The sequence below is a fragment of the Gellertiella hungarica genome (assembly GCF_014197145.1).
Taxonomy (GTDB): domain Bacteria; phylum Pseudomonadota; class Alphaproteobacteria; order Rhizobiales; family Rhizobiaceae; genus Gellertiella; species Gellertiella hungarica.
Window position 1 is genome coordinate 74208 of the sequence record NZ_JACIEZ010000008.1, and the last position, 23675, is coordinate 97882.

General features: G+C 60.9%; 32 protein-coding genes. All 32 read left to right on the plus strand.

The annotated features are described in order from the left end of the window. Positions 1-81 precede the first annotated feature (81 nt). Positions 82-1095, plus strand: a complete 1014-nt coding sequence (locus GGR23_RS17060; RefSeq protein ID WP_183367539.1) for an AAA family ATPase — start codon at positions 82-84, stop codon at positions 1093-1095. Further along, entirely contained in the window at positions 1092-1379 is a 288-nt protein-coding gene (locus GGR23_RS17065; protein ID WP_183367540.1) for a hypothetical protein, read from the plus strand. Before GGR23_RS17060 ends, GGR23_RS17065 begins: the two co-directional genes overlap by 4 nt. Continuing rightward, the gene (locus tag GGR23_RS17070) at positions 1376-1675 is read left to right on the plus strand and encodes a hypothetical protein (protein WP_183367541.1); all 300 of its coding nucleotides are present in this window, start codon (positions 1376-1378) and stop codon (positions 1673-1675) included. The genes GGR23_RS17065 and GGR23_RS17070 overlap by 4 nt, the downstream gene beginning before the upstream one ends. Further along, complete coding sequence (locus GGR23_RS17075; RefSeq protein WP_183367542.1) at positions 1672-1980, plus strand: hypothetical protein; 309 nt, start codon at positions 1672-1674, stop codon at positions 1978-1980. The genes GGR23_RS17070 and GGR23_RS17075 overlap by 4 nt, the downstream gene beginning before the upstream one ends. Then, the gene (locus tag GGR23_RS17080; RefSeq protein ID WP_183367543.1) at positions 1964-2617 is read left to right on the plus strand and encodes a DUF3164 family protein; all 654 of its coding nucleotides are present in this window, start codon (positions 1964-1966) and stop codon (positions 2615-2617) included. The genes GGR23_RS17075 and GGR23_RS17080 overlap by 17 nt, the downstream gene beginning before the upstream one ends. Before the next feature lie 91 nt (positions 2618-2708). Next, positions 2709-3068 carry a hypothetical protein gene (locus GGR23_RS17085; protein WP_183367544.1) on the plus strand — a complete coding sequence of 120 codons (360 nt, stop codon included), beginning with the start codon at positions 2709-2711 and terminating at the stop codon, positions 3066-3068. Then, positions 3065-3721, plus strand: a complete 657-nt coding sequence (locus tag GGR23_RS17090; RefSeq protein WP_183367545.1) for a gp16 family protein — start codon at positions 3065-3067, stop codon at positions 3719-3721. The genes GGR23_RS17085 and GGR23_RS17090 overlap by 4 nt, the downstream gene beginning before the upstream one ends. 175 nt (positions 3722-3896) lie before the next feature. Further along, positions 3897-4328 (plus strand): ASCH domain-containing protein, encoded by a 432-nt coding sequence (locus GGR23_RS17095; RefSeq protein ID WP_183367546.1) that lies wholly within the window; start codon positions 3897-3899, stop codon positions 4326-4328. Positions 4329-4330: 2 nt separating this feature from the next. Then, positions 4331-4525 (plus strand): hypothetical protein, encoded by a 195-nt coding sequence (locus GGR23_RS17100; RefSeq protein WP_183367547.1) that lies wholly within the window; start codon positions 4331-4333, stop codon positions 4523-4525. Continuing rightward, positions 4522-4917, plus strand: a complete 396-nt coding sequence (locus tag GGR23_RS17105) for a hypothetical protein (RefSeq protein ID WP_183367548.1) — start codon at positions 4522-4524, stop codon at positions 4915-4917. The genes GGR23_RS17100 and GGR23_RS17105 overlap by 4 nt, the downstream gene beginning before the upstream one ends. A 96-nt stretch (positions 4918-5013) precedes the next feature. Beyond that, positions 5014-5973, plus strand: coding sequence for a glycoside hydrolase family protein (locus tag GGR23_RS17110; protein ID WP_183367549.1), 960 nt, complete (start codon positions 5014-5016; stop codon positions 5971-5973). A 1-nt stretch (position 5974) separates the two neighbouring features. Further along, a complete protein-coding gene (locus tag GGR23_RS17115) occupies positions 5975-6511 on the plus strand; it encodes a hypothetical protein (RefSeq protein ID WP_183367550.1) in 537 nt (178 codons plus the stop codon). After that, on the plus strand, positions 6501-6713 hold the full coding sequence (locus tag GGR23_RS17120; protein WP_183367551.1) for a TraR/DksA C4-type zinc finger protein: 213 nt from the start codon (positions 6501-6503) through the stop codon (positions 6711-6713). Before GGR23_RS17115 ends, GGR23_RS17120 begins: the two co-directional genes overlap by 11 nt. Then, complete coding sequence (locus tag GGR23_RS17125; protein WP_183367552.1) at positions 6713-7042, plus strand: DUF2730 family protein; 330 nt, start codon at positions 6713-6715, stop codon at positions 7040-7042. The genes GGR23_RS17120 and GGR23_RS17125 overlap by 1 nt, the downstream gene beginning before the upstream one ends. Then, positions 7042-7338 carry a VpaChn25_0724 family phage protein gene (locus GGR23_RS17130; protein ID WP_183367553.1) on the plus strand — a complete coding sequence of 99 codons (297 nt, stop codon included), beginning with the start codon at positions 7042-7044 and terminating at the stop codon, positions 7336-7338. Before GGR23_RS17125 ends, GGR23_RS17130 begins: the two co-directional genes overlap by 1 nt. 2 nt (positions 7339-7340) lie before the next feature. Continuing rightward, entirely contained in the window at positions 7341-7916 is a 576-nt protein-coding gene (locus GGR23_RS17135; RefSeq protein WP_183367554.1) for a DUF3486 family protein, read from the plus strand. After that, positions 7913-9547 carry a hypothetical protein gene (locus GGR23_RS17140; protein ID WP_183367555.1) on the plus strand — a complete coding sequence of 545 codons (1635 nt, stop codon included), beginning with the start codon at positions 7913-7915 and terminating at the stop codon, positions 9545-9547. The genes GGR23_RS17135 and GGR23_RS17140 overlap by 4 nt, the downstream gene beginning before the upstream one ends. After that, entirely contained in the window at positions 9541-11205 is a 1665-nt protein-coding gene (locus tag GGR23_RS17145; RefSeq protein WP_183367556.1) for a DUF935 domain-containing protein, read from the plus strand. The genes GGR23_RS17140 and GGR23_RS17145 overlap by 7 nt, the downstream gene beginning before the upstream one ends. Positions 11206-11207: 2 nt before the next feature. Further along, positions 11208-12455 carry a phage head morphogenesis protein gene (locus GGR23_RS17150; protein ID WP_183367557.1) on the plus strand — a complete coding sequence of 416 codons (1248 nt, stop codon included), beginning with the start codon at positions 11208-11210 and terminating at the stop codon, positions 12453-12455. Positions 12456-12848: 393 nt separating this feature from the next. Then, positions 12849-13853, plus strand: coding sequence for a phage protease (locus tag GGR23_RS17155; RefSeq protein ID WP_183367558.1), 1005 nt, complete (start codon positions 12849-12851; stop codon positions 13851-13853). 25 nt (positions 13854-13878) lie between these two features. After that, positions 13879-14283, plus strand: coding sequence for a hypothetical protein (locus GGR23_RS17160; RefSeq protein WP_183367559.1), 405 nt, complete (start codon positions 13879-13881; stop codon positions 14281-14283). Positions 14284-14305: 22 nt separating this feature from the next. Continuing rightward, on the plus strand, positions 14306-15202 hold the full coding sequence (locus tag GGR23_RS17165; RefSeq protein ID WP_183367560.1) for a Mu-like prophage major head subunit gpT family protein: 897 nt from the start codon (positions 14306-14308) through the stop codon (positions 15200-15202). 109 nt (positions 15203-15311) lie between these two features. Further along, entirely contained in the window at positions 15312-15575 is a 264-nt protein-coding gene (locus GGR23_RS17170) for a hypothetical protein (RefSeq protein WP_183367561.1), read from the plus strand. Between the two features lie 108 nt (positions 15576-15683). Beyond that, positions 15684-16148, plus strand: a complete 465-nt coding sequence (locus tag GGR23_RS17175) for a gp436 family protein (protein WP_183367562.1) — start codon at positions 15684-15686, stop codon at positions 16146-16148. Beyond that, positions 16145-16624: a phage virion morphogenesis protein gene (locus GGR23_RS17180; protein WP_183367563.1), complete on the plus strand. Its 480-nt coding sequence runs from the start codon at positions 16145-16147 to the stop codon at positions 16622-16624. The genes GGR23_RS17175 and GGR23_RS17180 overlap by 4 nt, the downstream gene beginning before the upstream one ends. Then, positions 16621-17250: a phage protein Gp37 gene (locus GGR23_RS17185; RefSeq protein WP_183367564.1), complete on the plus strand. Its 630-nt coding sequence runs from the start codon at positions 16621-16623 to the stop codon at positions 17248-17250. The genes GGR23_RS17180 and GGR23_RS17185 overlap by 4 nt, the downstream gene beginning before the upstream one ends. Beyond that, complete coding sequence (locus GGR23_RS17190; protein WP_183367565.1) at positions 17243-17764, plus strand: phage baseplate assembly protein V; 522 nt, start codon at positions 17243-17245, stop codon at positions 17762-17764. The genes GGR23_RS17185 and GGR23_RS17190 overlap by 8 nt, the downstream gene beginning before the upstream one ends. A 12-nt stretch (positions 17765-17776) precedes the next feature. After that, a complete protein-coding gene (locus GGR23_RS17195; RefSeq protein ID WP_183367566.1) occupies positions 17777-18010 on the plus strand; it encodes a hypothetical protein in 234 nt (77 codons plus the stop codon). A gap of 25 nt (positions 18011-18035) precedes the next feature. Further along, positions 18036-18434, plus strand: coding sequence for a GPW/gp25 family protein (locus GGR23_RS17200; protein ID WP_183367567.1), 399 nt, complete (start codon positions 18036-18038; stop codon positions 18432-18434). Beyond that, complete coding sequence (locus tag GGR23_RS17205; protein ID WP_183367568.1) at positions 18434-19309, plus strand: baseplate J/gp47 family protein; 876 nt, start codon at positions 18434-18436, stop codon at positions 19307-19309. Before GGR23_RS17200 ends, GGR23_RS17205 begins: the two co-directional genes overlap by 1 nt. After that, complete coding sequence (locus tag GGR23_RS17210; protein ID WP_183367569.1) at positions 19306-20418, plus strand: phage tail protein; 1113 nt, start codon at positions 19306-19308, stop codon at positions 20416-20418. Before GGR23_RS17205 ends, GGR23_RS17210 begins: the two co-directional genes overlap by 4 nt. After that, complete coding sequence (locus tag GGR23_RS17215; RefSeq protein ID WP_183367570.1) at positions 20418-23669, plus strand: DUF4815 domain-containing protein; 3252 nt, start codon at positions 20418-20420, stop codon at positions 23667-23669. The genes GGR23_RS17210 and GGR23_RS17215 overlap by 1 nt, the downstream gene beginning before the upstream one ends. Positions 23670-23675: the final 6 nt, after the last annotated feature.

Consider the following 23675-nt stretch of genomic DNA (forward strand, 5'->3'; position numbering starts at 1 on the left):
ACGGTTCCGAAAAAGAAAGGGCGGGGTCGGCCCCGCCCATCAATCGGCCCTTTCGGGCATCTCTGATGGGAACCTGTTTACATGAATATCAAGGCAAACACAACCGGCTGGGAACTTCCGAACGCGACGGCAGAATTCCTCGCAAAACATCAAGGCAGTGAGATCCAGATTTGGTCAGCGCTGCGTATCGAAGTGGCTCAGCTTGCCAAGGCCAGCGGCTTCACCAAGACGGAAGTTGCACGACGTTCCGGCGTCGCTGACTCGACGTTCAGCCAGTGGCTCTCCGGAAAGTACACCGGCACTCTGTCCTCAGTGAACGATGATATCGACAAATGGCTTCGAGCAGCAAGCGAAGCCCGGAACGCTGTTGCACGGATCCCGAGGCCCCCTGCATTCCTCAACCTGAAGGCATCGACGGAGATCATCGATACCCTGGAATGGGCGCACTACTGCCCTGACCTTGTGATGATCACGTGCGGCGCCGGCGTGGGCAAGACTGAGACGTGCCGGCACTACGAACGGACGAGGCCGCACGTCTACCAGGCAACCGTGTCGGAGAACACCAAGACCGTACACGGTATGCTCGTCGAGCTCGCGCAGGAACTGGGGGTCAACGAGCACAACCCGGCTCGTCTTGCCCGTGCCATCGGAAACAAGCTCCGGCGCATGGGTGACGGCACGCTGCTCATCGTCGACGAGGGACAGCATCTCAACGACCAGGCGCTCAACCAGCTCAGGCATTTTGTCGACATCTACGAATGCGGGGTCGCGATCGTCGGCAACAAGGAAGTCTATGACCGCTTTCAAACGGATCGCTCTGGGCCCTCCTATGATCAGCTGAAAAGTCGGATCGGCAAGCGCCTCCTGATCGACAACCCGTATACTGAGGACCTCGTCCGTTACATCCACGCCTGGGGCAACTTCTCCGACGATGTGGTTGAATATCTGGTCGGCATCGGTCTCAAGGGCGGTGCGCTGCGGCAGATCGAGAAGACCGTGAAACTGGCGATGATGCTGCTGGGTGAGGACGACACCCTGACGGTCAAGCATGTAGCCACTGCCTGGAAGAACCGGAACGTGGAGAGCATCGCATGACGATCTGGCTCTCCGAAGAACTGAAAGCTGTCCGAGATCAGCTCATGATGGTGGCTTCTGCGGGCCGCTCGTTGGGACCCATGGAGATCCGCTCCATCGTCCAAAACCTCACCGCGCTCGTTGAACTTGCGGAAGTCGACGAGCACGAGCTTCGCGTCTTCCGGCTTGACCAGGCAGGTAAGCAAGGCCGCAGCATCGTTGAACAACTAGCCGGCGAGGCCATGGGGAACATGATGCTCGATGGCGAAAAAATCGTCCGCCCGAATTTTGGGAGGAAGTCATGACGCCGCAAGAGATCAAGCCGTCCACCATCCTCTCGCAGTTCCGCAGCAAGTTCCGTGCGGTCGTCCAGCCAGGACGAGTGCTGGACGCAATCCAGATCTGCGACCTGCAGCGCCAGCTCAACATGGCCTACGAGGTGACGAAGGACTTCGAAGAGGAATTTGAAATCCTCAGTGAGATCCCGACACCAGCCCGGTCGGACGCACCTCAACAGGAGGGAGCGCAGGTTTTGATGTTCCGCCCAAAGCCGAGGCTCCATGTGATTGCAAGCGGTCCTGGCGGAGGTGACGCGGCATGACCAGGACCATTGCTCTGACCGCGCTTGCGACTTTCGAGTTCCCCCTCGACGAGATCGCCATTGCGATCGGCGAGGAACTGGACAGCGCCCGGAGACGCCAGAAGCGACAGGAAATAAGTCTCCGCGCAGCAACGAAGGAACTCTTTCTCGCAGTTGAGGGCGTCGTCAGCGCCCTCAACAAACTCGAAATCTCCACCAATACGCCTGGTGAAAGGGCTGCGCGCGACCGCCTCATGAGGGCTGTGAGCGAGCTTCGAACCGCGTATGCAAAACAGAGGATCAAGTCAGATGGACGCCGCAACTGAAACACGAGCAGCCGCTGAAGGTGTCACTTTCGTCAACGGTCGCGAATACATGCACGATGCGAAGGGTAACCTCGTACCGGCCGCAAACATCAAGCCCGAAGACAGGCTTGAGGACGAAATGGTCCGCAAGATCATTGCCTTTGCCCGCGACCTGAGCGCACAGATTACCCGTTTCAGAGACCACACCATGGCCGACATCTCGTCCTTCGACCAGTTGCTCGCTCAGGAGTATGGTGCATCGGTCGGCGGGAAAAAAGGCAACAAGACCTACCAGACGTTCGACGGACTGATGCGGGTCCAGGTGCAGGTCGCCGATCAGATCGCATTCGGTCCTCAGCTCCAGATCGCAAAAGCTCTGATCGACGAGTGCCTGAATGAATGGTCAGCAGACAGCCGGCCGGAAATACAGTCGATCGTCACACGTGCCTTCAACACCGACAAGGAGGGCCAGATCAACAAGTCGGAGCTGTTCATGCTCCTGCGTCTGGAGATCGCCGATGACCGCTGGAACCGGGCCATGGAGGCGATCAGGGCTTCCATTCGGGTGACCGGTTCAAAGGAATACGTCCGCTTCTATACTCGCAGTGCTATCGACGCGCCTTGGACGGCCGTGACGATAGACCTCGCGAGAGCTTGAGGAGCAACCTGCTATGGCGGATGCTCTCCTCTCATCTCTCAAGGCAGAGAAGCGGTGCCCTGTTTGCGGGGCGGGAGCTTCGGAAGCAACCTTGCTCATAACGGACCCGGAGCAAGGAGTGACCTATGAATGCGGCGCGGCATTCGCTGCAGAGGCCGGGTCGATCCGAGTGATTGCCCTTTGTCCTACACCATCGACCGTCCAAGCCAACCTCATCGCCGCGTACAGCCGTCGAGGAGCGATTGGTGGCGCGCCCAGACGCCTGTCTTCCACCCACGCTGAAATCTTGGCCGTGCTCGTTGATGAATACCAGCGGGACGGTCATGAGATCATCCATCATGACGGCGAGGCATACGCACGCCTCGTCGAAAAAACATCCAAGGGGGCAATCGTGCTCGCGGAGATCAACCTCCACACCTTGGCGAGCCAGATCGACAGGAGGCTGACATGACCTCCTCGATTGCAGCCATCCACGTTGCCAAGAAGCAGCTCGGGCTCGATGACGATGTTTACCGGGCCAAGCTCTACAACATCACCGGCAAGCGCTCGGCCAAGGACATGTCCGAGGCCGAGCGTCAGAATGTGCTCAAAGTTCTTCGCAAGGAGGGTTTCGAGCCGAAGCCGGCGGAGCGTCGCCAGGACGGCCGGCAGAAGCTGACGGGCAAGTACGCCAAGAAGCTCCAGGCACTCTGGATCGCGGCATGGAACCTCGGCCTGGTCGAGAACCGGGATGACGCGGCTCTGCTCGCTTTCGTGAGGCGACAGACAGGGATCGATCACACCCGTTTCCTCCACCATCATGACGACGCGAGCCGCGCGATTGATGGCCTCAAGGCATGGATGAACCGGGAGGCGCGCGTCGGCTTCGGCAATACCAATGGCTATGACTGGCTGAAACCTGACGGCGCAAAGATCGCCTGGGCACAGTGGCGCATCCTCAATCCGGCTGCCTCGCTGATCGTTCGGATGGGCTTCGACGAGACGGTCTTTAACATTCTAGGAATCGCACCCGTCTATATGGACGCCATAGCGCCGGGCCAATGGCAGACCGTCATGAACGTTCTCGGCGAGCAGGTCCGCGCCAAAAAGGCAGGCTCACTATGAAAAGGATCATTCCCGCGGCCGCGGTTCTTGTTGCCTCTTTCGTTGGTTATGACGCGTTGCGCCGCGAAAGCATTAGGGCGGAACCATACCGGGCCCCACCTCGTAATGACGCGGCTCACATTGCCAAAGCAGAGGAAAAGCGTCGCCTTCGGGCCATGAAAAAAGGCGGTGCGTAATGGTGGCCTATGGCTTCAAAAGGTGGTTCTCCCCACAAATCCAGGACGGCACCAAGACCCACACGATCCGGGGCCATCGCCGGCGTCACGCCCATCAGGGCGAGGAGCTTCAGCTTTTTGAGGGCATGCGCTCGCTGCATTGCCGCAAGATCATCCCGGACCCGATTTGCGTTGCGGTCCTGCCGATCGTGATCATTTCTAGCGATCTTATCGACTGCGGCATTGCCTACATCGAAATAGACGGCTTGCCTCTACACCGTGACGAGATCGAGCCATTTGCAGTCTCGGACGGCTTCAGCCCGGACCGGCTGCGCGGTATTGCCCCGGCTGCGCTGGTCGCATCGACCGCCCGAGAAACCATGGGGCGCTTCTGGCGATCGACACAACCGGGAAGCCGGTTTGAAGGCGTTCTGATCCGCTGGAGGTCCTGAACATGGAGCGCGCACTTCCCCTGTTTGACCGTGTTGAACTGGACAGGATCAAGGTCGAGAGAGCGCGCTTGCTGGAGAAATTGCGCCGCGGCCACGTGGATGCCCGCACGCGCATCCACCGTGAAGACATGCTGAAGCAGCTGACCGCACAACAAATCGAGATCGAGTTGCGGCTCGGAATGGCGTCGAGATCATGAACAACCTCCCTGGCATCCTTGCGGAAATCGCGGACATAGCCGGACTGGAGGCGGCTTATGAGGTCGCCCGCAGCCATGGCGGCACACGTGTATCGATCCCTCCCCGCGCTACGGAGGATCACTGGTTGACCAAGCTGCTCGGTTTCGAGACGGCCGACCGGATATGCCAGGGCCTGTCCACCCTCGACCCTGATGGCCGCTTGAGAGGCGTCCAGAACGAGATCATCCCGCGCGGGCCGGCCGCCGTATTGACAGCCGCGCGCCGCCGCGCTCATGCTGCTCTCCAGGAAGGCAAAAGCGCGCGCGAGGCAGCACGCATTGCAGGCTTGCATGAGCGTACGATTTGGCGCATGAAAGCCAAGGAAGACGACGAGCAAGGCAGTCTCTTCTGAACAGGCTGACACCTGTCAGCCCCTCAAAATACTCCCCCGTAGCATAGTTGCTCCTGTCGCCGGCCTTCCGGCGTTTGGCATGTCGGGGAGCCTTCCATGCAGAGATCGGTCAGCCCGTTGGGGCGGAAATTTCTCTACGCCCATGAGGGCGTGGTGACGAAAGCCTACCGTTGCCCGGCCGGGGAATGGACCATCGGAGCCGGCCTGACGTCGAAGTCCGGCGTGGTGAAGGTCACGCCGGGGATGATTATCACCGAGGCGGAAAACGATCGTCTCGTCGATCTCGCCCTTTCGAAGAACTATGTGCCGCGTGTGCTCGCAGCGCTCGGATCCGAGTGCAGCCAGCAGGCTCTCGATGCGGGCGCATCCTTCGACTACAACACCGGAGCAATCCACAAGGCCTCCTGGGTCAAGGCGTTTCTCGGCAAGGACTTTGTGCAGACCCATGCCCGCCTTCTGCTGTGGACGAAGGGCGGCGGCAAGGTATTGCCAGGCCTCAAGCGCCGTCGCGAGGCAGAGTATGATCTGCTCGTCCACGGCGATTATGCGCTGGCCGCACCTCCGCCTGCCATCCCGCCACGAGGCGGCGCACAGATCCTTGTTCGGCTCTCTGCTGCGGAGATCGAAAACATCAAGGAAGGGCTGAAGTCTCTCGGTTTCGACGCCACGGCGCCACGCGGTTGTATCGGCCTGCACGCGGTTCTGAAGTACCAGGAGAGCCGTGATCTGCTCGTCGACGGGAAGGTTGGCATTGCCACTTTGTCGAGCCTTCAGCGCGACCTCGACGCGCGCTTGAAGGGCAAGCGCGCCGGGCTGGGTGCCGCAGCTGGCACGAGTGTTGTTGCCGGCGACCAGGTAACGAACGTGGTTACCAACCCGCTTCCGGCCGACCCCTCCGCTTTGCTTCCCAACCAGGTCGCTACGCTCGTTGGCGTCGGCATTATTGCTGCCGCCGCCCTCTATCTTGTCATCCAGGCCGTTCGCTATCGCGACGTCATCGCCTCGTCGATCGACGGCATGGCGCCGCGTCTTGCGGCCCTCCTTCGGAGTTTCTGATATGGCGCCCATCATTTCCCTCATCGTCGCAGCTGCTGCCAAGGTCGGGGCACCTGTCGTCAAGTCCATTCTGGAAAAGCACGTCGGCGGAATTCCCGGCAGCCTCGCGGGCGCAGTAATCGATCAGGTGGCAGAGCACGCTGGCGTGGAGCCTGATCAGCTGGCGACCGCAGAACCGGCCGTCATCGAAGCGGCCGTGAAAGAGGTTGAGGCGGCCGGGCCCGAAGTCATCGCTCTCTATCGCGCCGGTCTTGAGGCCCAGTTCAAGCTGCTGGAAACCGAGAATGCCGAAGGCTTCTGGCAGAGTGCCTGGCGCTGGGGCTGGATGTATCTGCTCGCCATTCTTTGGGTCTGCGCCTTCGTTCTGTTCCCGGCGCTCAAAATCTTCGAGGTTCGCATCGATCCCATCGATACCGCCACCCTCATGACGCTCACCGGCTGGTTCATCAGCCTCTACATGGGCGGCCACACGGTCAAGGAAATCGGCAGGCAGGCTGTCGAGGCTGTGAAGACGTGGCGGGGCTCGAATGTACAGTGACTTCGATCGCGAGGTCGGCGAGATGCGCGTCGAGAAAGAGCGTGAGGCCAAGGTCGCAGAAGCCAGCATGGCGGTTGCAAGGCGCGGCCGGTTCATTTGCGAATGCGGTGGATCGATAAGCGATCTGCGCCGGGAAAAGTTCGGCGCGGTGCGTTGCCTCGAATGCCAGCAGGAATATGAGCGCGAGCAGGTGATGAAGTGATGGACCCGCAATTCTTCAAGGACTGGGGCGGCATCATCGCCACCTTCATTTCCATCGGCAGCGTTATCTACGCCTGGCTCACTGCCGGATCCCGCGCCAATACCGAGGCGCTTGGAAAGCTGACCGGACGCATCGACGAGATGGAGGCCGGACTGTTGGAAATGAAGGCAGAGATCAAGCACCTGCCTGACGAAAAGGCGCTGACGCAGCTCAAGCTGGAGCTCGCTGAAATGCGGGGCGTGTTCGGCCGGATGGAGGAGAACATCTCCAGCATGTCCCGCACGGTGCATCGCGTCGAGGAATATCTGCTTAAAAAGGGGACCAACTGATGAGCTTCGATGTCTTTCTGACCGAGGATGCGCGGCTGGTGATCCTGAAGGCGCTGGCGCAGGAATCGAACAACACGCTCAACGAGTCGATCCTCACAAAGGTGCTGGAGACGTTCGGTCACACCCGCTCCCGTGAGTGGGTGCGAACGCAGCTGCTGAAGCTTCAGGAACTGGGGGCCGTGCGGACGGTCGAGGCCGGGACCGTTGTCATCGCCTCGCTGACCCAGGCAGGCCTTGATCATGTCGAGCGCCGGTCGATCATCGCAGGTATTGCGCGTCCGAGCATTGGAGCCTGACGATGGGGCGCGGCAGGCTGAACCATATCGAGTTGCTTCCAGAGGAATGTGGCCCGATCGTCGCCTGGGCGGCCGACGCTCTGCAGGATCGCAATCGCACTCAGACTGAGATCTACGCGGAGTTTGTCGAGAAGCTTCAGGCGCTCGATAAGGAGTACCGCGGTGAACTCGAGATCCGGATCCCGAGCTTCACGGCGTTCAACCGGTATTCGATCAAGCTCGCGACGATGACGCGCAGGCTGGATGAAACGCGGGAAATTGCCACAGCGATTGCAGGTAAGTTCGATCCCCAGGCATCAGACAATCTCACCCTGATCGCAGCAGAGGCTATCAAGAGCCTGGTCTTCGAAATGATGACCAATCCGCAGGGGATAGACCCGAAGGGCGCAATGGCGCTGGCCCAGGCATTAAGGTCGGCTACCCAGGCGCAAACCGTTTCGAATGACCGCCGGAAGAAAATCGAGGCCGAGTTCAAGGCTCAGGCAGAAGAGGCAGTCTCAAAGGTTGCCAAGACCAAGGGGCTGACCGCTGAAACCGCTCAGGAAATCCTCGGGCAGATCCTCGGGGTTAAGACATGACCGCACCTATTTCCGAGGCACAGTGGGCGGAGGCCCGGCGAACCGCCACAGAGGTTCTGCCGGGCCTTGTCGCTCAGGTTGGATTGCCCAAAGCGCTCATATCCTACCAGGCACGCACGTTGGCGCTGCTGGAAGACAGCGCCTGTCGTGTGCTCTTCATCGAGAAGAGCCGACGCATCGGCCTGACCTTCGGTTTTGCATCCTACGCTGCACTTCGCGCCGGCCGGGCCAAATCGGCAGGCGGCATGGATGTGATGTACATCTCCTATTCCCAGGAGATGACGCGCGAGTTCATCGACGCCTGCGCTATGTGGGCAAGAGCCTTCTCGAATGCGGCGCTCGCCGTGGACGAGTTTCTCTTTGATGACAGCGACAAGGACGGCGATCGCTCCATCCAGGCGTTCCGCATCCGCTTCGCCTCGGGCTTCGAGATCCTGGCACTTTCCTCTGCGCCGCGCACCCTGCGCGGCAAGCAAGGCGTGGTCATGATTGACGAAGCGGCTTTCGTCGACAGCTTGCCGGAGCTGCTGAAGGCAGCGCTCGCCTTCCTGATGTGGGGTGGCCAGGTGGTTGTCTGTTCGACCCACAATGGCACCGAGAACGAGTTCAACAAGCAGATCCAGGATATCCTGGCCGGCCGGAAGCCCTACCACCATCTCAGGATCGACTTCGACCAGGCGCTCAAGGAAGGCCTCTACGAGAGGATCTGTCTCGTCAACGGGGTGAAGTGGACACCGGAAGGTGAAGCCAAGTGGCGTCAGGAGATCATCGACTTCTACGCCGACGGCGCGTCGGAAGAGCTCTTCTGCATTCCGACAGCAGGAACGGGAGCCTGGTTGCCCGCACCGCTGATCGAAGCGCGCATGACGCTGACGAACCCGGTCATCCGTCTGGAGCTGCCGCCGAACTTCCTGCACCTGTCCCGTCTGGAGCGCGCAGTTCTGATGGCAGACGCGCTCGCGCAGTTGAAAGCGGCACTCGCCGGACTCGATAAGCAGCGCCGGCATGCCTTTGGCTTCGACTTCGCCCGCGTTGCCGACCTTTCAGTCGCCACGCTGCTCTCGATAGACCGGATGCTGAAGCGGGAGGAAGCGCTGACAATCGAGATGCGCAACGTTCCTGGCGACGAACAGAAGTTGATCGTGCGCACGATCCTTGAACAGGCCCCGCGTCTGGTTGGCGCGGCCTTCGACGCGACGGGTATGGGATGGACCGTGGCGGAAGACATGGGGCGCATCTTCGGCTTCCGGACGGATGAGAATGATGGGGGTCTTGTGGCTCCCGTGAAATTCTCGACCGACTGGTACCGCTTCAACATGCCGCCTCTGAAAGCCGCTTTCGAAGACGACGCGATTGCCCTCATCAAAGATGACGACCACCTGGCCGATGTTCGTCTCGTGCGAGACATCAACGGTGTGCCCAAGGTGCCCGAGGTGCGCACCGGCGAAACTTCGAAGAAGCGGCACGGGGACTTCGCGATCGCACTTGCGCTCGCTCATTGGGCCAGCCGTCAGCAGTGGTTTCAGTACGAGTACACGTCGATACGCGATCTCCAGCAACAGATGCACGGCCACAACGGGGGCCCTGCCCTGGACGACGACGACACAGATATCGGGAGACGGCATTGGTAGAGCGGACATCATCCATCCTGGGGCCAGACGGCAAACCCATCGTGATCCATGCGCTGTCGCAAGAGGTCGCAACACCAACGATTGCCGGTGTCAGGCGTACGCACGAGGATCGTGTGGCCTCGGGCCTTACACCGGAGCGGCTCGGCTCGATCCTGCGCGAAGCTGCCATTGGAAACGCGCGCGCCTATCTGACGCTGGCGGAGGAGATGGAGGAGCGATATCTGCACTACGCGTCCCAGCTCCAGACACGCCGTCTTGCCATCGAGAGTGTCGATTTCACGGTGGAGTCGCAGGGTGTCCCGTCCACGATCGTCGATGCTGTGACGGAACTGGTCCACGATGACGGATTTAAGGAAGCGCGGGGCCATCTTCCGGACGGCATTTCGAAAGGCTACGCCGTCGTCGAGATGATGTGGGAGTACGAGCGCAAGCGTCTTCGCCCTGTTGCCTATTTCGATCGAGATCCCCGCTTCTTCCAGCTGGACCAGCTGAGGCTCACCCAACTTCGTCTGGCGGTGGATGGCTCTGTCGAGGGTGAAGAGCTGCCTCAGGCGAAGTTCCTGCGGCACATGCCGCGAACCAAACTGGGCCTTCCGTTGCGAAGGGGTATGGCCCGGCCGGCAGCTTGGGGGTATCTCATCCAGCAGTTTACCCTGCAGGACTGGGCGGCATTCTCCGAGGTCTATGGCATGCCGCTGAGAGTTGGCAAGTACAATGCCAGCGCCAGCCCTGCCGACAAACGGACCCTCCTTAAGGCGGTAGCCTCGATCGCCAATGATGCGGCCGCGATCATTCCTCAAGGGATGGACATCGAGTTTCACGAGATAAACGGCACCAACGGCGCTGCCGTGTTCTCTGGGCTGCTCGACTATATCGACAAGCAGATTTCGAAGCTGATCGTCGGCCAGACCATGACCAGCGACGACGGCTCCTCGCTGGGCCAGGCGAAAATCCATAACGAGGTGCGCCTCGACATTCTGAGGGCTGACTGCAAGCAACTGGCCGCCACGATCAATCGCGACCTGATCAAGCCCTTCGTCGACATGAACTTCGGCGTCCAGGACCGCTACCCGCTGATCGAGCTGCCGGTTCCAGATCCTGAAGACGTCAAGGCCCTTTCTGAAAGCCTCGGCGTCCTCGTGCCTCTCGGCCTGCGGGTAAAGCAGTCAGAGGTTCGCGAGAAGCTCGGCCTGTCAGACCCGGCGAGCGACGACGAGCTTCTCGCCTCCCCTTCCGCTCCGGCTGAACTTCCGGGAGCCGGGGCAAACCGCTCGGGCAAGGAGACAGGAAGCGAGGCAGCACAGACGCCGGAGAACGAGGCTGAAGACGTGAAGTCAAAGGTTGCTGCGCTCTCGGCAATTGTCTCCGATCACAAGCGAGCCTGCCGTTGCGGCGCCTGCACGTCGCTGCTGGCGGCCGAGGCGGGCGAGCCGGCAGCGTTGGATCAGCTCGACGCACTTTTTGCCAGCGCCATGGACGACTGGGAGGCTATGGCTGATCCAATCGTCGCGCCGATCGCCGAAATATTCGAGAAGGCCCAAAGTTTCGAAGAAGCCACAATGATGCTTCAAAGCCGCTTTCCCGATGCTTCAAGTTTGGCCGATAGGCTTGGGCGGCTCACTGCAATTGCCCGTGGCGTCGGCGACATCGTGGACTGACGATGGCACAGATACGCAAACCTTTCGCCGTTCCCGCCGAGGTCACGCGCTACTTCGACGGCAAGACGGTGACACCCGCGTTCTCGTGGCTCGATGTCTGGGCAGAGGAGCACGCCTATAAGTTCACGGTCGCCAAGGCTGTCGAGCTCGACGTGCTGAACGCTTTTCGCGGTACCATCTCCCAGGCCATTGCCGAAGGCCGTGGCTTCGAGAGCTGGAAACCGCTTATCCAATCCGAGCTGACCAAGCTCGGCTGGTGGGGTCCGCGAATGGTGGCGGATCCATCGGGTGAGCAGCCCGACCGGATGGTGAACTTCGCGAGCGATCGGCGGCTCAAGACCACGTTCTGGGCAAACATGAACTCGGCGCGGTCCGCCGGCCAGTGGGAGCGGGCGCAACGATCAAAGCGGGTACTCCCGTACGTCCTCTACGTCAGAACGACATCAGGAGATCCGCGCCCTGAGCATCTCCAGTGGGTCGGCTTGATCCTGCCGCTCGACGATCCGTTCTGGTCGACACATTGGCCGCCCAACGGCTGGCAGTGCAAATGCCAGGTGCGGATGATCTCAGCTGCGGAACGCGAGAGGCTGATGGGAACCGAGCGGGTTCTCGGCCGGGACCCGAACGGGGAAGAGATCAAGATCCGCTACACGGATCAGGTCCCGGATCTCGGTCCCGATATCGAGTTTCGGAACCGGCGCACTGGTGAAGTCCAGAGTGTTCCTCAGGGCATCGATCCCGGCTGGCATACAAATCCGGGTCTTGCGAGGACGTCCACTCTCATCCGCAATCTCGAAACCAGGCTCGAAGTAGCCGCGCCAATGGATGCAACGCGCGTGCTGAAGGAGCTCTGGAGCGATCCCTACCTCCGGCTTGCCCCCCGGCTTCCCAGCAAGTCGTGGCTTCCTGCGGGCCACAGCGAGAACTTGGCAAAAGAACTGGGCGCGGTGTCACCGGTGATCTCGGTCACGAGCGAGACGGTCGCGGAACGGATCACCAGGCACAAGCTCGACATGGAGGATTTCTCAATCCTTCCTGATGTCCTTGCTGAAGGGCTGATCGCGGCAGATCCGAAAGGATCAGACGTCGTCCGGGCCATCATTGCCAGGATTGGCAAGACCTGGTGGCGGGCCTTTGTGACGGTTTCGAAGAATGGGTACCTTCGTGCCACGTCACTGCATCAGAAGGACGAGAAGGAATTGCGCCGGCAGATGGAGCGGGCGGGTATCAAATGGCCGTTTGGGGAATGAAGCGTGGCAGGGAGGGACCGCATCCGGGCCTTTACCCGGCTCCCCCTGTGGGCATCGAGGCCAACGGACTTCGCTGCCACGCTTCCCATAATGTAGCGCAGGCACCGTCGATCTTCAACATCCGCTGGCACACAGCATCCGTTCCAGGGCAGCCGAAAAATAGGGCCGTAGAAGGGCATCGTCCTTTCATGTGGAAGACGACACGCCCCAGATGCCGAAAACCTCTCCACGGGCTTTGAAACCGCCTCGAAATCGATCTTGCTCTTGATCGGTTCGTGTGATCGGGTTTACATGCGCGTACGAGAGGCGCGCATCGGGTCCTGAGCCCTTGAGCTCGTCAGGGCTGACACCTGTCAGCCCTCGCCTCGGCCGAAGTGGTGGCAGGTTGCCGCCATGATCACGAAAACCCCGCCACTCACCCTATCGACGCTCGCTCCTGATGTCCACGGCATTGCCGAGGCCATGACCGGCCTGACCGTCCTCGACGCCTATATCGCCGATCCGTCGGCGGCGGCTCGGCAGCACGGCCCGGAATGGGTAAAGCTGGCACCGCGAGGCAAATTCACCGCCCGCGACGGCCGCGTCTTCGACGTCGATCCGGAACTGCTCGCAGCGCGCTTCGAGAAAGACGGCGTCGATCTGCCGATCGATATCGACCATGCCACGGTCAAGAAGGCCATGTTCGGCGAGGCCGCTCCGGCTGTCGGCTGGGTTTCGAAGCTCGAAGCTCGGGCAGACGGACTGTACGGCAAGGTCGAGTGGCTGGCCGCTGGCATTGAAGTGCTCGCGGCACGCACGCACCGCTACATCTCTCCCACCCTTAAGCATGACGAGAACGGCAAGGCCTACTGGCTGCATTCGGCCGCGCTCGTTGCTGCGCCGGCTGCTGCGATGGCGGCAGTCGCATCATCTGACCTTTCAACCCATGAGGATCCCAAGATGCTGAAAGCAATTGCCGCCGCCCTCGGCCTTTCCGAGGACGCGTCCGAGGCCTCGTGCCTCTCTGCCGTCACCAACCTGAAGGCTCGCGTCGACCCGGCCGTCCACCAGGCGGCTCTCGACCAGGTCAAGACCCTGTCGGCGGAGCTGGAGGCGCGCAACAAGGCCGATCATCAGGCCAAGGTCGACGCGCTGCTCGAAGATGCGCTGAAGGCGAAGAAGATCGTACCGGCGCAGCGCGACCAGTACGCCGCGCTGTGTGGATCCCCCGAGGGTCTTGCCCAGGTCACCGCTCTTTTCGCCACCATGACTTCGACGCTGAACGCCTCCGGCCTCGACGAGAAGCAGCCGAACGACCAGATGGCGACGCTTTCGGCCGAGGACCGCGAAGTCATGAAGATGCTCGGCATCTCCGAAGAAGACTACCGCAAGGCCAATGGCCTGACGGTTGCCGCCTGAACCCTGAAACCTGCTGGAGACCAAGATGACCGCTCTGAGCCAGGCCCGCCCCGTCGTCCAGACCGAGGGCCGCCAGTCCAACCTGCCCGTGAAGGGTGCAACCACCATCTACCAGGGCGGCCTTGTCGTCATGGACGCAGGACTCGCTGTTCCCGGCCGCACCGCAGTTGACCTCATCGCTGCGGGCGTCGCCCAGCATACGGTCGCGAATACGGGCGCGGACGGCGCGAAGAAGGTGCTCGTCGAGCGCGGCACCTTCAAGTTTGCGAACCACGGCGCTGACGCCGTCACCGCCGCCGATATCCAGAAGGATTGCTACATCGTCGATGACCAGACGGTGGCCAAGACTTCCGGCAGCAATACCCGCTCGATCGCGGGCAAGGTCATCGAAGTCGAGGCTGACGGCGTCTTCGTCCGCGTCGGCTACTAACGCCCGAAAGGACTAGAACCCAATGGCACGAGTTATCACTGCCGCCCTGCTTGATGCAGCACTTCGCGGCTACAAGACGATCTATCAGAACGCCTTCGCTGCCGCTCCGTCGATGTATGCGTCTGTCGCGACGATCGTTCCCTCGACGACACGGGAGGAGATCTACTCCTGGCTCGGCGATATGCCGAAGATGCGCGAGTGGATCGGTGATCGCCGCGTCAAGCAGCTGACCGCCAAGGGCTACAGCATCACGAACCGCAAGTTCGAGATGACCATTGCTGTCGAGCGCGACGACATCGAGGACGACAAGCTCTCCCTCTACAATGCTCGCTTCCAGATGATGGGCCAGTCGGCTGCGCAGCACCCCGACGAAATCGTATTCGAGCTGATCAACGGCGGCTTCTCGACGCTCTGCTACGACGGCCAGAACTTCTTCGATACGGATCACCCCGTCGGTCAGCCCGGCCAGGAAACCTCCGTCTCGAACATGCAGGCTGGTTCCGGCGAGATCTGGATCCTTGCAGATCTCTCCCGGCCGCTGAAGCCCTTCATCTTCCAGAAGCGCCGCGATTACGAGTTCACGACCAAGGAAGATGGCCGGACCTCCGACCACGTGTTCATGAAGGACCAGTACCTTTACGGCGTGGACGCGCGGGTGGCGGCCGGCTTCGGCTTCTGGCAGATGGCTTTCGGGTCGAAGGCCGAACTGACCTCGGCCAACCTCCGGGCGGCCTACACCGCCATGACGGAGTTCAAGGATGACGAAGGTCGGAAGCTCAACATCAAGCCGACCCACCTGATCGTCGGCAATACGAACCACTTCAAGGCACGCGACATCCTCATGTCCGAGCAGATCAACGGCTCGACCAACGTCGACCGCAATCTCGTCCAGCTGCTGCACGCTCCCCTCCTCGGCTGACCGCCGTATCCGCCAGGAGTGAGAAGTCCGCCGGCCCTGTCACGGGCCGGCGGGTTTTCCGGAAAGAGCCAGACCGTGTCTCTTTCCCGAACACCCAGGAGACCGAACTATGGCAAAGAGCAAACCCGCCGATAACCAGTCAACAGATGCAGCAACACCGGAAGCCGGAGCTTCTGCCAAGGTTCTCGTCGTCTCAGCCCCCGGTGGCCCGCGCCGGCGCGCCGGCTTCAGTTTCGGGCCGGTGCCTGTCGAACTGAGCGTTGAGGATCTCGGCGACGATCCGGAGGCGGTGATCGAAGCGCTGCGCGCCGATCCGTTCCTGAAGCTCGACGCCCGCTTCGGAGAACGCGCGAAGGAAGACGCCCAGGAATAACCCAGAGGGAGGTCTGGTACGGCTCGCGAGGCTCCCAGCACCTTTTAGGAACGTCACGAACGTAGGGGCACAGCCCGCCTCCCAACCTCTTTATCGTCGAGGACAAGCATGCAGCCCTACGCCACTATCGCAGACATCGAAGCCCGGTTCCGCGACCAGCTTGCGCTCGTGGCGGCTGACGAACAGACGGGGCTGCGCGATGACATGCGTGTCGAAAAGGGTCTGATCGATGCCTCGATCGAGATCCGCGGAATTCTCGCCGGCCGATACTCATCTTCGGAGCTCTCCGCGCTTGATGCGGACTCTCTTGCCCTCCTGAAGATCTACTGCATCGACGTGGCCTTCTATCGGATTGCGCTCGATTTCTCGCGATCGACCGACAACATCAAGGAGCGCTACGATCAGACCGTCAAGCGCCTGGAGCAGATCGCGGCCGGCAAGGGTGCGCTGACCACCACCATGCCTCCGGCCGGCGGCGACGGTAGCGCAGATGTCGGCGAGATTGGCCAGAACGAAGTGGCGCTGCAAGCGCCCGAGCGCGTCTTTACCCGCGAGAGGCTCGGCCGGATATGAGCACATCGATCGTCATTGACGTGTCCGACCTCGATCAAGCGTTTGCTCGCTTGCGCCCGCTCTTCGATTTCGAGCCTGAGGAGTTGATGAGCAACATTGCCGGGATCGGAACCGAACAAACGCGCCGTCGAATCTTGGAGGAGAAAACCGCGCCTGACGGAAGCCCGTGGCAGCCCAATGCCGAAGGCACATCTATCCTTCTTGAAACAGGTCAGCATCTTCTGTCGTCGCTCTCCTGGCAGGCCTCTTCGACGGAAGCCGAATGGGGAGCCACCTGGAAGTTTGCCCACGTCCATCAGGAGGGCATGACGATCGTCCCCAAGTCGGCTGAAAGTCTCGTGTTCCAGCTGGGCGGGCGCGTTGTCCAGGCAAAGAAGGTGACGATCCCCGCGCGCCCCTTCGTCGGCCTTTCGGATGAAAACCGACAAGAGATTATCGATGTCGTCACCGATCACTTCGGGGCGCTTCTGTCATGATCGAGCCACGCACTCTTGACCAGATCCTCGCAGCCGACGCCTTGGCATCCTTTCAGGCTGCGATTGTGGCGACGCTCAGAACATTGAACCCCGGCGTGACGATCGAACCTCATCCGGGTAAGGTCGACCTTTCCGAGCTGGTCTCAAAAACCGTTGTCAAGGCTCCCGGCTTGAGCGTCGGCTGGAGCCGGATCAAGACCGGGCAGCATGCGGAAGGGCACTTCTACCTTGCGGTGGAATGGGTGGTCTACGTCGTCGCCGAGGCTCGGATCATCGGCGGGCGACGGGTGGAGAAGGAGGCCGTCGGCATTGCCCTTGGCGGCCGCGTTCTCGAAATACTGGCAGACATGGAGCACTCACTCTGGGGCCTCACCCGGATACTCCCGCCCGAAACCACCCCGCCTGCAGAGTTGAAGCCGCTCTTCACCATCCGCGACCAGGCACAGGGGATTGCCTATTACACGGTCACCTGGACCCAGATCATGGCCGATCGTGGAAGCTCCGTATTCCCGGACCCTGCCGGCCATTGGAACGAGCAGGATCGCCGCATCGATTACGCCGATGCCTCCTCGATCGACGAGCTCGCACCGTGGATCCCCGCGCTCCGGGAGCCTGACGATGCGTGACCCGGTAGCCCTCGAATTCAGGCGGCAGATTGCACGGCTGGAAGCGGCCGAAAGGCGTATGGCGATGATGGTCATCACCGGCAAGGTCGAGATCGTTGACGCGGGCAAGCGCCGGCTTCGGCTGAACCTCGGCAAGAGCGCGAACGGCAAGGATGTGCTGAGCCCATGGATCAGGTGGCAGGAGAGCGGCGTGGGTGCTCTGTCGATCCACAGTGAGCCCGCGAAAGGCGAGCAGATGATAATGCTCTCCGCATCCGGAACGGTCGGAGCAGGCTCGATCGCGATGCCCGCCACGTTCGACAAGGATCATTCCGCGCCGTCAAGTGAGAGCGACAGAACCGTCATCAAGAGAGAGGGCGGCCGTATCGTCGTCGCCGCACCCGATATCGATCTGATCGGCAACATCCATTTCAGGGACGGCGACGTGGATCATGACGATGTCGATATCGGAAAGACCCATCGCCATACCGGCGTCGAGAGTGGCGCCGGGCTCACCGGCCAACCCCAAAACTGAAGGAAGCAGCGCATGTCCAAGACCCAGAAATCAAAGCTCGACGTGGCCTCGCAACCGACCGCGGCCACCGATCATCCGGATCGCCGGGAGTATGTGGTGACGGCTGCAGCGCCGCTGCGGGTCGCCGGCCGGCGCGCAAGTCCGGGCGATGTTCTTGCACTGACGGAGGCCGAAGCACGCGGGGAACTCCTTGCCTTGCACATCCGGCCGCTCCACGAGGAGACACCGGCTTCAAAGGCAGACTGAACACGGTTTGAAGGGAGTGTGAGGAATGGCGGGCAGCGTTCGCTTCCGGACGGGGATTGATGAACGGACGGGGAAAGTTCTGTCCGGCCCGGATCATCTTGCCCAGTCGCTCCTGAAGATCTGGACAACCCGCCTCGACACCCGCGTCATGCGGCTCGCCTTCGGATCTGACCTCAGGTCCTTGCTCTCCGAGGACCTGACGCCCGCTATTGCCATGCAGGTCTACAACGAAATGGTCGCCTCGGCCGCACGGTGGGAGCCTGAATTCATGATCACCCAGCTCCAGCTCGTGACGCTGAAGGAGACCGGCAAGCTCGGGATCCGCTACGGCGGCATCTACTTCCCCGAGGGCCGGCTTGGAAACTACGACCTGGCCGTCGATCTCGGCCTCCGGGCGACAACACCAACTGCGCTGGGGGTATGATGGCACCGTTCGACCTTTCCACTCTGCCGAAACCATCCGTTGTCGAGACCCTGGACTTCGAACAGATCGTATCCCGCCAGAAGGCGCGCTTCCAGGATGCGTGGGAAACCGTTCGCGCAGCCTATCCCGACCTGCCGCCTTACGATGTGGGTATGCTGGAGACTGACCCGGCAGTCATTCAGAACGAAAGCGAATCTTACCGAGAGCTGGGGCTGAGGGCACGCGTGAACGAAGCCGCCCGGGCCCGGCTTCTGGCCTTTGCGCAAGGCTCCGACCTCGATCATCTTGCCGCTTTTTACGATGTCTTCCGTCTGCCCAGCGAAACAGATGCCCGCCTGAAACTGCGCGTCATCCTCGCGATACAGGGACGATCAACGGGTGGTCCAAAGGAGCGCTACAAGAGCATTGCCATGGCGGCTGATCTTAAGGTCGACAACGTCGAAGTGTACCGCATCGGCCGCAGCCCCGTGATCTACGTCGCCGTCTTTTCAACCGAAGCAAATGGCATCGCCAGCCCGCAGCTTCTCGCAACCGTGAAAGCGGCCCTGGAGGACGAGAGTGTCCGCCTGGCAAACGACGAATTCGTGATCTCCTCGGCCGTGCAGATCGCGGTAACGCTCTCGGCCGACATCTGGCTGTTGCCCGACGCGGACAGCGCGACGGTCGAGCGAGCGAAGACGGCCCTTCTCACGGCCTGGGAACTGGAGCGAGGGCTCGGTCGGGATCTGGTCAGGGAATGGTGGGTTTCGAAGCTGATGATCTCCGGCGTCCATAAGGTCGTGCCAACCAACCCAGCCGCGGACATCGTTGCCGCTCCCTCACAGGCGATCTCGATCTCGGCCGTTGACCTGACGCTGAAAGGGAGGGCGTATTGAACACGCTTCTGCCCGCCAGTTCCGGGGTATTCGAGAAGGCTTTTGAGCAGGCCTTGGGCGAGCGTTGGGAGCAATTGCACGAGGCAGTCCCTCTCGTCGTATCGGCCAAAGAAGTGCCGCTGCCATCGTTCATCCCGTTCCTCGCCTGGGAGTTCGGGCTCGGCATGCTGACGCCGTACGTCCCAAACCTCTACGAACTCATCTACGAGGGCGTCCGCTGGTTTCGGCTTCGCGGTACCTACGCCGGGGTCGAGAAGGGTCTCTCGTTTATCAACGTTACGGCCGCTCTTGAGCCTGCGTGGCACGGCCGCGCGTGGTGGAACTCGAACCAGCTCCGCCTGTCTGAACTGCCAGGGTCAGATACGCCCGCTCTTGAGAGGATTGAGGGCGTAACGAAGCTGTCGTTGCCATTCCGGTCGGATTTCCGGCGTGGTGTGTTTGGCTACGACGTCCAGCCTGTGGAGCTGGATGCCTCCCCGCTTGACGGTGCTCACGTCGAACGGGAAAGCGGGGTTGCCTACGGCACCACAACAGCGATCTGGTCGTTCGGACGCACGACGGAATTGGAGCACACGCTGACAGAAGCCGAAGGTACGGCGCTTGGAAATTGGATCGTTCCGCCGACCAGCGCGAGCCTGAGGTGGGCTGATATGCACTTCCGATGGAGCACAGCCCTATTGTCCTGGTCCGCCAATCCTGCTGCCCAACGCCGCATCCTGATGGCCCAGTGGTTTGCAGGCAAAGACGCTTATCTGCGCCTGCGCAGGGGAGACGGCTCCGTCATCGGGTATCGACGTTGTCGCATCATCTGCGGATGCTCGCCATCTGCATCCGGCTTCTACTCCCATGGCGGCGCTCTCTACTCCCCAGATGAAAGTGGACAGCGGGTCTACATCGAGGCACGCACTGACTTCGGTGATGCGCCCCGCGAATTTGCCGAAATGGCCGACATCATACTCTCTGGCACCCGTGCTGTCGGCGTTCCAAAGGGCAAGCTCTGGCTTGAGGCCGGCGAATTGAGCGGCGGCGTTGCCATCGCCTCTAAACCAATCGCTGTCCCGCTGCGTGAAACGGTCAGGGATCAATTCAAGCTTATGTTGAGGTTCTAATGGCTTACGAACACAAGAGCGGCCTTCCCTATGCTTTCGATCGCGCCGAAGGCCATGAGGAGCAGAAGGGGGTTATCTTTTATGGCGAGCGCCCCTTGCTGCAAGGGGCGGAGCTGAACGAGGTGCAGAGCATCCTGCGGAGCAATATCCGCAGGGTTGGGAATGTCATCGTTCGGGATGGCACACGCATCGAGCGCGCAAGCGCCGCGGTTAATGTCGCAGCAGGGACTGTAACGCTTACGGGCGGAAAGATCTACGTTGCTGGTGACGTGTTCTCAGTCCAGGAAGCCGTATTGACCGGTGTTCCCATGACCGGTCGCCTCGAAATCGGCGTGCGCCTCACCACGACCTATCGCACCCACGAGGATGACCCCTCGCTTATGGGTCTTGTTCCCGGCTCGATAGCCGAGGGCGAGCCTGGAGCCGCACGCGAGATAGCAACGATTGTCTGGTCGCATTCCCTCGACGGCAAGCCCGGTATCTTCTACGCAGTCTACACCTTGGATGATGGCACCATCCTCGATCAGTCTGGTCCAGCCGTGCTGGCGCCCGCCATGCAGCTTGTTCAGGAGTATGACCGTCCCAACGGAAACTACATCGTACGCGGCTGCCGGGTAACGGCGCTCGGCCTTGACGGCGGTGCCCAGCAGTTTTCCATTGAGCAGGGCGAGGCAAACATCAGTGGCCTGAAACGGACCCGCTATGCGGCTCTGCGCCATGCCGAGCCGGAGGATTGGGATGAGCTTTCCATTCCGGGCGAAACGGTGACCTACCCTGGCGGTGCCAGCTATACGTTCACAGTGGACTTCCCCCCGATCGCGCAGGTGAACTCGATCCTTCTGACCAAGGAACGCACAGTGACGATCACCCGCGGCGCTATTGTAGGCGGTGTTGATGCTCTGCCCGATACCAGTGTGATCTCTGTTTCGCAGGTCAAGCAGGGGGGGACCATATTTGCCACCGGGACCTACCTGCTCCTGAACAACACCATCGACTGGAGCCCGGCGGGTGCAGAGCCTGCTGTCGGGTCGTCCTATGATGTTACCTATCGCTATCGGGCGTTGGTAACCCCGACTGCCCAAACCTATAAAACCCTCACTGTTGCCGGCGGAGCGGCGGGTGGTGATATCATCGTTTCCTACACGGCGAAACTGCCTCGCATTGACCGTCTGTGCCTAAAGGATGATGGCAGCCCGGTCTACTTGAAGGGGATTTCCGCATGGAAGAATCCTCTGCCGCCGGCGGTTCCGTCCTCGCTCTTGAACCTTTGCCAGATCCGGAACGACTGGATTAACAAGCCCGTCGTCAAAAATGACGGCACATTGTTCATGACCCGAGACCAGATGCAGACCTATTTCGACAAGATTGTCGATCTGGAGCGTCTGGTGGAGCTTGAGCGCCTGAAGTCGGGCATCGACCGGAAGGAGCCGGTGGCAAAGCTCGGCATGTTTGTCGATCCTTTCACGTCGGACTATTACCGGGATGCAGGAGCAGCGCAGAACGGGGCTGTTGGCAAGGGCATGTTGACGCTCGCTGTAACTCCGACTTTTTACAAGGCCAACCTGGCCGCTCCGGTCAAGTTGGACCATGTCGAGGAGATCATCGCGCAGCAGCTCTTCAAGACCGGCTGCATCAAAGTGAACCCCTATGCCAACTTCACGCCGCTGCCCGGTCAGCTGAAGCTGGACCCGGCTGTAGATTTCTGGACCGTGTCACAGACGGAATGGACGTCTCCGGAAACGCGGGAATTCAACCGGGGTGAAGCTGAAGATGAAGACAGCCCCCTTCAGAAGGTCACAAGGACTACTCGTCTGGTGGATCAGCGGGAAGAGCAGGCAGATTTTCTGCGCCGCATTGACGTTGACTTCACGATATCTGGCTTCGGTCCGGGAGAAGTACTCAAATCGCTGACCTTCGACGGAAAGAGCGTTAAACCGCCGGGAACACAGACGGCCAACGCCTCTGGTGTCATCAGCGGCACCTTCACTATTCCAGCAGCCATCACTGCCGGCACCAAGGTTGTGCAGGCTGTTGGCATGGGCAAAACGGTAGCGACGGCCATGTTTACCGGGCAGGGCACCATCGAGATCAACGTGATGCGCCGTATCACCACGATCGAGAACTGGACGGCGCCAGAGCCTGAGCCTGCGCCTGAACCGGAGCCTGGATCGCCTGCAACGCCGGCGCCGACCACGCCTACGCCAGTCTTCCGGGTTAAGACCGGAGGCGAGGCGCCAGACCCTCAGGCGCAAATGTTTGCAGTGCCGGAAGTGCGTCAGATCGTTGGTGTCGATTTCCATGTCTGCAAAGTCGGTTCACAAGCAAAGCGGCTGATCCTCGACCAGGTAACGATCGACAATGGCTACCCCACAACGGATATCGTTGCGCAGGCGGATATCCCGATGACGGGTGCCGTGGTCGGCTGGAAGTCGGGGCGCTACAAGCTCCCGGTCACCACCAGGCCGGAGGTCAATCATGCCTTCGTGATCAAGACCGATGACAACACGCATTCGGTTTCGTTCGCGGCGCTGGGTGCCTATGACGCTTCGCTTCAGAAGTATGTCACCCAGCATCCCTATGTGGTCGGGCCGCGCTATGACTCTGTCAATGCGCAGACATGGACGGCGCATCAGAAGGAAGCGCTGGCCTTCAAGATTGTAGCAGCCAAGTACAACGTCCTGACCAAGACGGTTGCCCTCGGCAGCTTCACCCTGGTCAACGCCTCTGACCTTCAGGTTCGGGCGTCTGTCGAGATCCCTGGTCCCGGCTGCAGCGTTGTCTTTGAAGTCGTGCGCCCCAACGGTACGGTTTACAAGCTGGCCGCTGGGCAGGTCCTGAAGCTGAACGAATTCCTGAATGAGACGGTGCAGCTGCGTGCCGTCCTCAAGGGCACTTCAAAGCTGTCTCCGATCCTCTTTGCTCCGGTGCAGCTCATTGCAGGCCGTGTCGAAACGACCTTCTCTTACATCACCCGCGCCTTCGACATCACCGGGGCTTCAAGGATCTCGGCCTACTTCAAGGCGTTCCTGCCTGCTGGGGCCACTGCCGTCATGCATTATTCGCTAGACGGCGGCGCCTGGAACTCCCTGCCCTTCGTCTCGGCCGAGCCACTCCAGTTCAACGGCTGGACGGAACGGAAGTTCGAAAAGGTCGGCGGCCTCGCCGGCTCCACTATCAGGCTGAGGATTTCCGGGACGGGCGGGCCAGCGGCCCGTGTCATCTGCGGTGACTTCGGCGCTGGAGTATTCTAAGGGAAT